Origin of the sequence: Cetobacterium sp. ZWU0022, assembly GCF_000800875.1 — a bacterium.
Taxonomy (GTDB): Bacteria; Fusobacteriota; Fusobacteriia; order Fusobacteriales; family Fusobacteriaceae; genus Cetobacterium_A.
Genome location: NZ_JRJZ01000140.1, coordinates 1 through 11850, shown reverse-complemented (window position 1 = coordinate 11850; position 11850 = coordinate 1). Strand labels below are relative to the sequence as shown.

General features: G+C 31.4%; 11 protein-coding genes. 10 read left to right on the top strand and 1 reads right to left on the bottom strand.

Features of this window, described 5'->3' with window-relative positions; translation table 11 throughout:
• Positions 1–82: 82 nt before the first annotated feature.
• From dhaK to dhaM, 3 genes are read left to right on the top strand one after another with little or no spacing between them, the layout of a single operon-like run.
• On the top strand, positions 83–1075 hold the full coding sequence (gene dhaK, locus L988_RS10710) for a dihydroxyacetone kinase subunit DhaK (protein ID WP_047384139.1): 993 nt from the start codon (positions 83–85) through the stop codon (positions 1073–1075).
• 13 nt (positions 1076–1088) lie between these two features.
• Complete coding sequence (gene dhaL, locus L988_RS10705) at positions 1089–1712, top strand: dihydroxyacetone kinase subunit DhaL (RefSeq protein WP_047384137.1); 624 nt, start codon at positions 1089–1091, stop codon at positions 1710–1712.
• Positions 1706–2101 (top strand): dihydroxyacetone kinase phosphoryl donor subunit DhaM, encoded by a 396-nt coding sequence (gene dhaM, locus L988_RS10700; RefSeq protein ID WP_047384136.1) that lies wholly within the window; start codon positions 1706–1708, stop codon positions 2099–2101. Before dhaL ends, dhaM begins: the two co-directional genes overlap by 7 nt.
• 48 nt (positions 2102–2149) lie before the next feature.
• Here dhaM and L988_RS10695 read toward each other — a convergent pair whose 3' ends face one another.
• A complete protein-coding gene (locus tag L988_RS10695) occupies positions 2150–3106 on the bottom strand; it encodes a LacI family DNA-binding transcriptional regulator (protein WP_047384134.1) in 957 nt (318 codons plus the stop codon).
• A gap of 203 nt (positions 3107–3309) precedes the next feature.
• Between L988_RS10695 and chvE the strand changes: the two genes are divergently transcribed.
• Genes chvE through fsa form a run of 7 tightly spaced genes read left to right on the top strand, consistent with a single transcriptional unit; the run spans position 3310 to position 11721 of the window.
• The gene (chvE, locus tag L988_RS10690) at positions 3310–4395 is read left to right on the top strand and encodes a multiple monosaccharide ABC transporter substrate-binding protein (RefSeq protein WP_081982805.1); all 1086 of its coding nucleotides are present in this window, start codon (positions 3310–3312) and stop codon (positions 4393–4395) included.
• A gap of 33 nt (positions 4396–4428) precedes the next feature.
• The gene (locus L988_RS10685; RefSeq protein WP_047384132.1) at positions 4429–5952 is read left to right on the top strand and encodes a sugar ABC transporter ATP-binding protein; all 1524 of its coding nucleotides are present in this window, start codon (positions 4429–4431) and stop codon (positions 5950–5952) included.
• Between the two features lie 18 nt (positions 5953–5970).
• Entirely contained in the window at positions 5971–7194 is a 1224-nt protein-coding gene (gene mmsB, locus L988_RS10680; protein ID WP_047384130.1) for a multiple monosaccharide ABC transporter permease, read from the top strand.
• A gap of 12 nt (positions 7195–7206) precedes the next feature.
• A complete protein-coding gene (locus L988_RS10675; RefSeq protein ID WP_047384129.1) occupies positions 7207–8859 on the top strand; it encodes a ribulokinase in 1653 nt (550 codons plus the stop codon).
• 11 nt (positions 8860–8870) lie between these two features.
• The gene (gene araD / locus L988_RS10670; RefSeq protein ID WP_047384127.1) at positions 8871–9560 is read left to right on the top strand and encodes an L-ribulose-5-phosphate 4-epimerase AraD; all 690 of its coding nucleotides are present in this window, start codon (positions 8871–8873) and stop codon (positions 9558–9560) included.
• 45 nt (positions 9561–9605) lie between these two features.
• Entirely contained in the window at positions 9606–11066 is a 1461-nt protein-coding gene (araA, locus tag L988_RS10665) for an L-arabinose isomerase (protein WP_047384125.1), read from the top strand.
• 10 nt (positions 11067–11076) lie between these two features.
• A complete protein-coding gene (gene fsa / locus L988_RS10660; protein WP_047384123.1) occupies positions 11077–11721 on the top strand; it encodes a fructose-6-phosphate aldolase in 645 nt (214 codons plus the stop codon).
• Positions 11722–11850: the final 129 nt, after the last annotated feature.

Below are 11850 nucleotides of genomic sequence, written 5' to 3'. Positions count from 1 at the left end.
ATAACTATTATACCTCAAAGGATTGGAGTAGTTTCAATAAATTTTAAGTTAACAGAAACGTTTTTAAAATTAGGAGGGAGATATGAAAAAACTTATCAACAATAAAGAAGACATTGTAAAAGAAATGGTTGAAGGAATGGTAAAAGCTTTTCCAAATGAGATTGAAAGTGTTAATGAACTGCCTATTATTATAAGAAAAAATAAAAAACAAGGAAAAGTAGCTTTAGTAAGTGGAGGAGGAAGTGGGCATGAGCCTTCACATGCTGGATTTGTTGGGTTTGGAATGTTAGATGGAGCTATAGCGGGGGAAGTTTTCACATCTCCGAGTGCAGATAAAGTTTATGAAGCTATTAAGGCTGTTGATAATGGAGAGGGAGTTTTACTTATAATAAAGAACTATAGTGGAGATGTAATGAATTTTGAAATGGCTGCAGAAATGGCTGAATTAGATGGAATAAAAGTGAATAAAGTTATTGTCGATGATGATATAGCAGTAGAGAATAGTACATATACGATAGGTCGAAGAGGGATAGCAGGAACTATTTTTGTTCATAAAATATTAGGTGCAGCAGCAGAAGAAGGATATTCACTGGATAAGATAAAAGAGTTAGGAGATAGGGTTATAAGAAATATAAAAACAATGGGAATATCCTTAAAGTCATGTACTGTGTTTACTACTGGAAAGAGTAGCTTTGACTTAGCTGATGATGAAATTGAAGTAGGATTGGGGATTCATGGTGAACCAGGAACGCATAGAGAAAAATTTCAAAATGCAGATGTACATGTAGATCATATTTTAGATAAAATTTTAGAGGAATCAAATATTCAAAATGAAAAAGTTGCTGTATTAATAAACGGATTAGGTGAGACAACATTGATAGAGTTATTTATAGTGAGCAACAGAGTTTCAAATGTGCTGAAAGAAAAGAATATTCATGTAGAAAAAACATTAGTTGGAAATTATATGACTTCTCTTGATATGGGTGGATTTTCGATAAGTATTTTAAAATTGGATGAAGAGAGTGAAAGGTTATTGAAATCAAAATCAGATACGATTGCACTAAAAACTTTTTAAGGAGTTTATGAGGATGGATATAATAAAAATAATAGATAGTATTGCTGATAAAATATTTGAGAAAAGGGATGAATTGAGTGAGTTAGATAGAGCTATTGGTGATAGTGATCATGGCGTGAATCTATCGAGAGGATTTCAAAAAATTAAGGAGGAGAGTTCTATCTTTTCAAAGTTGAATTATTCTGAAATAGCAAATAAGATGGCTATGATATTGATATCTAATGTTGGTGGGGCTTCTGGTGCAATTTACGGAACAGGATTGATGAGGGTTGCTCAAAGTTTAAAAGGAGTAGAAGAATTAGATAGAGATAAAGTTGGAGTGGCTTTAGGGGCAATGGTTGAGGGGATAAAATTTAGAGGAAAGGCTATAGCAGGAGAAAAAACGATGTTGGACACTTTAGAACCTGTAGAAAAAATTTTTCAAGAATCTAAAGAGTTATCTATATGTGAATTTTTAGATAAAATAGAGGAAGTGGCTCAAGAGGGTATGGAGTCAACAAAAGATATGCTTGCCACAAAGGGAAGAGCTAGCTACTTAGGAGAGAGAAGTATAGGACACATAGATCCAGGGGCAATGTCATCGTATATAATAGTAAAAACAATATGTGAGAACTTAAGGGAGGAGTTTAAATGTTAGGATTTGTAATAGTTTCACATAGTAAAAAATTAGCTCATGAAGTTATAGAGTTGTGTAATGAAATGAAAAAATATGAGTTTCCTGTTGTTAATGGAAGTGGTACAAACGGAGAACATTTAGGATCAGATCCATTGATAATAGTTGAAGCTATAAAAAAAGCATATACAAAAAATGGTGTTGTGATTTTCGGAGATTTAGGAAGCTCAATACTGAACTCAGAATTAGCAATAGAATTTTTAGATGGAGATTATGATAAAAGTAAAATAAAGATTATGGATGCTCCTTTGGTAGAAGGGGTTATAATGGCGATGGCTATTAATGATGAAAAGTTGACAGTTCATGAATTGATCGAAGAGTTGAAGGATTTTAAAGTTATGAGTAAAATTTAGATATGGAAAAGTGTGGTTTTTAAAAGAACCACACTTTTTTATATTTTTTTAATATAAAATAGGATCAATTATAATTTTTTTTGTATAATTTTCCTTTTTATTTTCTTGAATTTTATCTAAAATCATATTTGCAGTAAGATTTCCCATCTCTTTTCTTGAACGAGTTATTATATTTATTTTTGGTGTCATCTTGAAAAGGTAATCAGGAATATCAAATCCTAAAATTTTATATGTATCATACAATGAAGAGTCAGTATTGTTTATAAAATTTAATACACCGATGGTCATAAAATTATTTAAAATTAAAATTCCATCGATATCGATTTCAGAATTAACAATATTTTTCATAGCAATAGTTCCACTTTCTATTTTCATATCCCCTTGAAATATAAGCTCGAAATTAAAGGGAATAGCATTTTGATTAAGGGCGTATTGATACCCTTCAAATCTATTTTTTATATTTTTTAATTCCAATGATCCTGGAATGACAGCGATGTTTTTACATCCTTTAGAAATAAGGAGTTCTGTAGCTAGAAATCCAGCATGAAAATCATTTAAAAACACACCTTCTAAAGGAAAATCAAGCTCTCTATCAAAAAGAACAACAGGAATTTTTGAGTCTTGTAGTAGTTTTACATTTTTTGCGGATTCCATTCCGTTGCTTACACAAAAAATAACACCGGCAGCTCCATTTTTAATAATACTTCTGACAATAATTTTTTCGTTTTCAATATTTTCATCAGTGTCATAAATAGTTATTTGATAGCCTTGTTCTCTTAAAACTTTAGAAATCTCTTTAATTATTTCTCCGAAAAACGGGTTTTCAAAATCAGGAATTATGATAACGATATTATTTTCATCAGAAATTTTAATAAGATTATTTTTAGCTAAAAAAGCTTTGATTTCTTCTCTTTTTTTTTCACTAACACCAGGTTTATTATTAATTACTCTAGAAAGAGTAGCTTTTGAGACGTTTAATTTATCAGAAAGTTCTTGTAAATTCATAAAATTCCTCCACTAAAATATCGATTATTAATTATAATAGCTCATAAGTAACAAAAAAGCAAATTTATTTATTTTAAAACGAAAAATTTTTCTTTATTAAGAAAAATTTTTCTTAAATGCTATTGATTTTTTGAAATAATGTGGTATATATCTATTAAGAGGTTAAAAACGAAACAAAAAAAACTATATTAGGAGGAAAAGTTATGATTAAAATTAAAAAAATAGCTTTACTTGTAACAGTTGTAGCATCAGTATTTTTAGGATGTGGGAAAAAAGAAGGACAATCATCAAATAGTAGTGGAGTTGATGTAGGAGTTGCTATGCCGACAAAATCATCACAACGTTGGATTGATGATGGTAATAATGTTGTAAAAACCTTGACAGAATTAGGTTATACATCAAACTTACAATATGCAGAGGATGTAGTTGAAAATCAAATCTCACAAATAGAAAATATGATGACTAGAGGAGTTAAGGTTCTTATAATAGCTTCAATAGATGGAAATGCATTGACAGATGTGACTAAAAAAGCAGCAGATCAAGGAATAAAAATCATATCTTATGACAGATTAATAACGAACACACCATATATAGAATATTATGCAACATTTGATAACTTTAAAGTTGGTGTATTAGAAGGACAATATATAGAAAATGCTTTAGGATTAAAAACGAATCCAGGACCATTTACAATTGAATTATTCGGAGGATCACCAGATGATAATAATGCGTATTTCTTTTACGATGGAGCAATGTCAATACTTGAACCATATATAAAATCAGGAAAATTAATTGTGAGAAGTAACCAAATGGGTATGGATAAGGTTGCGACATTAAGATGGGATGGATCTTTAGCACAATCTAGAATGGATAACCTATTAGGAACTTTTTATACAGATGGAAAATTAGATGCAGTGTTATCACCATATGACGGGATCTCTTTAGGAGTAGTCTCATCTTTAAAAAGTATGGGATTTGGAAGTGGTGATAAAAAGATGCCTATTATAACAGGTCAAGATGCACAAATAGCTGCAATAAAATCTATAATTGCAGGAGAACAAACACAAACAGTATTAAAAGATACTAGTAAATTAGCTAAGGTAGCAGGAAATATGGTTGATTCGATAATGAAAGGAAAAGAGCCTGAAATAAATGATAGAACAACTTATAATAATGGCGTGAAAATAGTTCCATCATATTTATTAGAACCGATAAGTGTAGATAAAAATAACTGGAAAGAAGCAATAATAGATTCTGGATATTACACAGAAGATCAGATAAAGAACTAGATAAAAATAATAAAATTAGTTAAGGAGAGATTGATGAAAAGTAATTTTATCCTAGAAATGAAAAATATTACAAAAAAATTTAATAATATTAAAGCTTTAGATAATGTAAATATAAAAGTAAAAAAAGGGGAGATTCACTCAATTTGTGGAGAGAATGGGGCTGGAAAATCAACTTTAATGAAAGTTTTAAGTGGAGTTTATCCATCAGGAACATTTACAGGTGAGATATACTTTAATGAAAAACTTTGCAAATTTAATAATATTAAAGAGAGTGAAAAAGAGGGGATTGTTATAATTCATCAAGAATTAGCTTTAATGCCGAATATGACTATTGCTGAAAACATATTCTTAGGAAATGAGAAGAAGAATAAATTAGGAATAGATTGGAACACAACTATGAATGAAGCTATATCTCTCCTTAAAAAAGTTGGATTAAAAGAGGATCCAGGAAAATTAATTCAAGAGATTGGCGTAGGAAAACAACAATTAGTTGAAATAGCCAAAGCATTAGCTAAAGACGTAAAAATTTTAATATTAGATGAACCAACAGCAGCATTGAATGAAAATGATAGTGAAAATTTATTAAAATTATTAAAGCATTTACAAAAAGAGGAGGGGGTTACTTCAATAATGATATCTCATAAATTAAATGAGATTGCAGAAGTAGCAGATTCGGTGACGATAATAAGAGATGGAAAAACGATTGAAACTATAGTGGTAGAAAATCAGAATCTATCTCAAGATCGAATAATTAGAGGGATGGTAGGAAGAGATATAACTGATAGATATCCATCTAGAGAATCAAATCCTTCAGAAGTTTTCTTTGAATTAAAAGAATGGCAGGTAAATAGTAGATCGGATAAAAATAAAGAAATTTTAACAAATATAAACTTCCATGTAAAAAAAGGAGAGGTAATCGGGATAGCAGGACTTATGGGTTCTGGAAGAACAGAACTTGCATTGAGTATTTTTGGAGAATCATTTGGAAATAAAGTTCGGGGAATAGCATTAAAAGATGGAGAAAAAATAGACATTAGTACAATTGGAAAGGCTATAGATAATAAAATAGCATATATAACCGAAGATCGAAAAGGTGATGGTTTGATACTAGATGAATCTATAAAGTTTAATACGACTTTATCAAATTGGCGTGGAATCTCTAAAAAAGGAATATTGAATAATGAGGAAGAGATAGTAGTAGCTGAGGAGTTTAGAAAAAAATTGAGGATAAAGTCAAATGATATAGAGCAAAATGTGACTAATTTAAGTGGAGGAAATCAACAAAAAGTTCTTTTAGCAAAATGGTTATATACAGATCCAGATGTTTTTATATTAGATGAACCAACAAGAGGAATAGATGTTGGAGCTAAATATGAGATATATAGTATTATAAATGAACTTGTAGAAAATAAAAAATCGGTAATAATAATTTCCTCTGAAATGCCTGAACTTATAGGAATGAGCGACAGAATATATGTAATGAGCGAAGGGAGAATAAACGGTGAGATACATAAAAGTGAGTTTTCTCAAGAGAAAATAATGGAGTTAGCTATTTAAATATAATGGAGGTTTTATATGGAAGCTTTAGTTAAGAAAAATAAAAAAATGGAAAATTCAGAAGAGGTAAATATAAAGAAAGAGTTTAATTTAAAAAATGGAATTAGAAAATATGGAATGTTAATAGCATTAGCTGTAATAATGGTTTTATTTGCAATATTAACCGATGGAATATCTTTAAGACCATTAAATATAACAAATCTGATACTTCAAAATAGTTATATCTTAATTTTAGCAATAGGAATGTTATTGGTTATTATAACAGGAAATATAGATCTTTCTGTTGGATCAGTGGCAGCATTTATAGGAGCTATAGCGGGATATATGATGATCACTTTAAATATGAATTATATAGTAGCTATAATAATTTCTATAGGAGTTGGAGCTTTAATTGGAGCATTACAAGGAGCAATAATAGCATATATAAAAGTTCCTGCATTCATAGTAACCTTGGGTGGAATGTTAGTTTTTAGAGGCTTAACAATGGTAACACTTCAAGGGAGATCTTTGGCACCATTTCCAGATGGATTGAGAGCATTGAGTTCTAACTTTATAGTTGATATTTTTTCAGGGGTATCATTACATATGACAACAATATTGATAGGTGTAGTTTTTTCAATACTATATATAATAGTAGAGTTTAAAAAGAGAGGAGACAAAGTAAGGTACAATTTAAGCGTAGAAAATATAAACGTATTTGCTATAAAAATGTTAATGGTTGCATTGATGATAAATTTATTCACATACACATTAGCAGCTTATAAAGGAGTTCCAACAATATTGGTTGTTTTAAGTATTTTGACAATTCTATACAGCTACATAACTAGAAAAACAATTTTTGGTCGTCATATATATGCTATAGGTGGAAATGAAAAAGCGGCAAAACTATCGGGAATAAAAACAAAAAAAGTATTGCTGATGGTTTATGTAAATATGGGAATTTTAGCTGCAATATCTGGAATAGCTTTTGCAGCAAGATTAAATGCTGCAACTCCAAAAGCAGGGAACGGATTTGAATTAGATGCGATTGCAGCTTGTTATATCGGAGGAGCTTCAGCAAGTGGAGGAGTAGGAACAATAATCGGTGCAATAATCGGTGGACTTGTTATGGGAGTAATGAACAACGGAATGTCAATTTTAGGTGTAGGAATAGATTGGCAACAAGCTATTAAAGGGATTGTTCTTGTTCTTGCAGTAATTTTTGATATTTACACAAAATCAGGAAATAATGAAACTAAATAGGGGGAAGTAGTTATGAAAAGAAAAAATTATGTTATTGGAATAGATTATGGTTCTGACTCATGTAGATCAATAATTGTAGATGCAAATACGGGAGAGCAGATAGGTGGAGAGGTATTCGCTTATCCGAGATGGAAGAATAAAGAGTTTTGTACTCCAGAGCAAAATATATATAGACAGCATCCATTAGATTATATTGAAGGATTGGAGTTTGTAATAAAGAAGCCTTTGGAAAATTTACCAAAGGAGGTTAGAGAAAATATAAGAGGAATATCTGTTGATACGACAGGTTCGACACCGGTGGCAGTTGACGAAAAAGGAACTCCTTTAGCATTATTAAAAGAGTTTGAAAAAAATCCAAATGCAATGTTTGTATTATGGAAAGATCATTCATCAACAGAGGAAGCGGATTTAATAAATAAAACAGCTAAAAGCTGGGGTGGTGTGGATTACACTAAATATTCTGGTGGAGTTTATTCATCAGAATGGTTTTGGGCAAAATTGCTTCATATTATAAAAGTTGATGCGAAAGTTGCTGAAAAAATTTATAGTTGGGTTGAACATTGCGATTGGATACCGGCTTTATTGACAGGAGTAGATAGAGCTGAGGAGATAAAAAGAAGTAGATGTTCAGCAGGTCATAAAGCTATGTGGAACGAAGAATTTGGAGGACTTCCATCTGAAGAGTTTCTAAGACTCTTAGATTCAAGATTAGCAGATTTAAGAAAAAATATGTATACGAAGACATATACTTCAGAGGAAAAAGCAGGAGTTATTTCGAAGGAGTGGGCAAACAGGTTAGGACTTCCAGAGGATGTAGTAATCGGAATTGGTGCTTTTGATGCTCATATGGGTGCTGTTGGAGGACAGATAAAACCATATTCTTTTGTGAAAGTTATGGGGACTTCAACTTGTGACATATTGATGATTCCTAAAAATGAGATGGTGGGAGTTCTTGTTCCAGGAATTTGTGGGCAAGTAGATGGATCTGTTGTAGAGGGAATGATTGGACTTGAAGCAGGACAATCTGGATTTGGTGATATATACTCGTGGTTCAGAGAGTTACTTTTATGGCCAATTAAAAGCTTAGATATGTTTACAGAGGATCAGATTGAAGAGTATAGAGATCAAATGTTACCAATGCTAGAAAAAAAGGCTCTTGAGATAAACGCAAGTGAAAGCACAGTATTTTCTTTAGATTGGATGAATGGAAGAAGAACTCCTAATGCAAATCAAAAATTAAAGGGAGCAATTTCAAATTTAACTTTAGATTCTGATGCACCAAAAATATATCGTTCTTTAATAGAGGGAACGGCTTATGGAGCTAAGGCAATTGTAGATACGTTTATAGAAAAAAATATAAGAATAGATGAGATTATAGGAATTGGTGGGGTTGCTAAAAAATCACCTCTAATAATGCAAGTTATGGCAGATGTATTGAATAAACCTATAAAAGTTGCAGACTCACTTCAAACAGTAGCTTTAGGAGCGGCGATATTTGCAGCAAAAGTTTCTGGAGTTTATGAAAATATTCAGGATGCACAAGAAGTGATAGGAAGTAAATTCCAAAGAGAGTACTTCCCTATTGAAGAAAATGTAGAAGTGTATAAAAAATACTATGAAGAGTACAAACAACTAGGAAAACACATAGAAAATAGAGTTAACTGAGGAGGATTTTAATGTTAGAAGAGCTAAAAAAGCAGGTATATGAAGCTAATATGAGATTAAAAGATGAAAAACTTATAATTTTTACATGGGGAAATGTTAGTGGAGTTACACAAGATAGAAAGCATATGGTTATAAAACCAAGTGGTGTTGATTATGACTTGCTTACTCCTGATAAGATGGTAGTTTGTGATATGCAAGGAAATATTATAGAGGGAGATTTAAAACCGTCATCAGATTATAAAACTCATTTAGAAATATACAAGGCTGCTTCAAATGTAGACGGAGTTTGTCACACGCATTCGAAATGGGCAACAATTTGGGCTCAAAGTAAAAGAGAGATTCCAAATTACGGAACAACTCATGCAGATTATTTTCAGGGATATATACCTTGTTCAAGAGATATGAGTGAAGAAGAGATAACGTCAGATTATGAAGAGAATACGGGAAAGGTTATTGTAGAAACCTTAAAAGGTAAGGATTTTTTAAAAAATAAAGCAGTATTAGTTTCAAGTCATGGACCATTTACTTGGGGGACTTCAGCTAGCGATAGTGTTGACACGGCTATAGTTTTAGAAGAGATTGCTTATATGGCGAAATATACGGAAGATTTAAATCCAAAAATAGATTCGATAAATAAAGTTTTACAAAATAAACATTTTAATAGGAAGCATGGAAAAAATGCCTACTATGGACAAAAATAATGGATATCAGAAAAATATTAAATTAAAAATAACTAGGAGGCTACAATGAAAATTTGGTTTGTAACAGGAAGTCAACATCTTTATGGAGAAGAGGCACTGAAACAGGTGGCGAAGCAAGTCGAAGAAATTATAGATTATATGAATAATTCAAAGAGATTGGGATTAGAAATAATAAATAAAGGGATTGTTACGACCTCTGAAGAGATTGAAAATTTATTGAAAGAAGTGAATTTCAATAACGAATGTGGAGGAGTTATAACTTGGATGCATACATTTTCTCCGTCTAAAATGTGGATAAATGGATTGAAACAACTGAATAAACCGCTACTTCATTTTCATACGCAATATCACAGTGAAATTCCTTTAAATGAAATAGATATGGATTTTATGAATTTAAATCAAGCTGCTCACGGGGATAGAGAGCACGGATTTATTCATGCTAATTTAAAAACAAAAAGAAAAGTTATACATGGGTATTGGAAGGATTCTCATACTTTAGAAAGAGTAGATAATTGGATGACACTTTGTAAAGGAATTGGATTTTCAAACAGCTTAAAAGTTTGTAGATTTGGAGATAATATGAGAAATGTTGCAGTAACAGAGGGTAATAAAGTAAGTGCACAAATGAAATTTGGATGGGAGATCAACACATGGCCAGTAGGAGATTTAGTTAGATATATAGAAGCAGTTACAGAAAGAGAATTAGATGAGCAGTTAAAAGAGTATGAAAATAGATATACGGTAGATACTGATAAACTAGAGTCAATTAAATATCAAGCAAAATTAAATATAGCCATGAAAAAATTCTTAAAAGATAGAGGGTGTATGGCGTTCACAGATACATTTGAAGACTTACATGGAATGAATCAACTTCCAGGGCTTGCAACACAAAACTTAATGATGGATGGATATGGTTTCGGAGGAGAGGGAGATTGGAAAACGGCAGCAATGGTTTCAATTCTAAAAAATATGGTTGGGGAAAATAGTAAAACAAGTTTTATGGAAGATTATACATATCATATAAATAATGAAAGTTTAGTTTTAGGATCACATATGTTAGAGGTATGTCCATCTATTGCAGAAGGGAAACCATCGATAGAAGTTCATCATCTAGGGATTGGTGGAAAAGAAGATCCTGCAAGAATTGTATTTTCTGGGAAGACAGGAAAAGCAATTCAAGTAAGTTTGATAGAATTAGAGGGAAGATATAGACTTATAGCAAATGTTTGTAATGCGGTAAAACCTGTAGGAGATATGCCAAACTTACCGGTAGCGAGAGTTATGTGGCGACCGGAACCATCTTTAGAAACTGCGTCTGAAGCATGGATTATTGCTGGAGGAGCGCATCATACTGCTATGACTTATGATGTGAGTGTTGAAACACTTAGAGATTTCGCTGATTATTATGACATTGAATTTGTATTGATAGATAAAACATTAAATTTAAATACTTTTAAAAGAGATTTGGAGTTAAATGAGCTTTTATTTAAATTAAAAAGTTTATAGGAGAAAAAATATGAAGATATTTATAGATACAGCGAATGTAAATGAAATAAGAGAAGCTAATGATATGGGGGTGATTTGTGGTGTAACTACAAATCCGAGCTTAATAGTAAAAGAAGGAAGAGTATTTAAAGAAGTTATAAAAGAGATAACAGAGATTGTAGATGGACCAATAAGTGCTGAGGTAATCTCTTTAGAAGCAGATAAAATGGTAGAGGAAGCTATCCCTTTGACAGAGATTCATGAAAATATAGTTATAAAACTTCCAATGACGATTGAAGGATTAAAAGCTTGTAAAAAATTGTCTGAGATAGGTATAAAAACAAATGTGACGCTTATATTTACTTCTTCTCAAGCTCTTTTAGCAGCAAGAGCAGGTGCGACATATGTAAGCCCATTTTTAGGAAGACTTGATGATGTAGGAACAGATAGTGTAACTTTGATTTCAGAAATTGCGGAGATTTTTGAAAAGCATAACTTAAATACAGAAATTATAGCAGCTAGTATTAGAAATCCTTGGCATGCTAAAGAAGCGGCAAAAGCAGGAGCTCATATAGGAACAATTCCATATTCAATAATTATTGCGATGACAAGACACGAATTGACTGATAAAGGGATAGAAAGATTTTTAAAAGATTGGGAGAATGCAAAAAAATAGTATATTTAAGGGAGAGAGTTGATGAAAGTAAGAGATATTAAACTTGTAGAAGATAAAGCACGTGAAATAAGAAAAGACATTGTTCAAATGATTTGTAAATCTAAGTCAGGACATCCAGGAGGATCATTA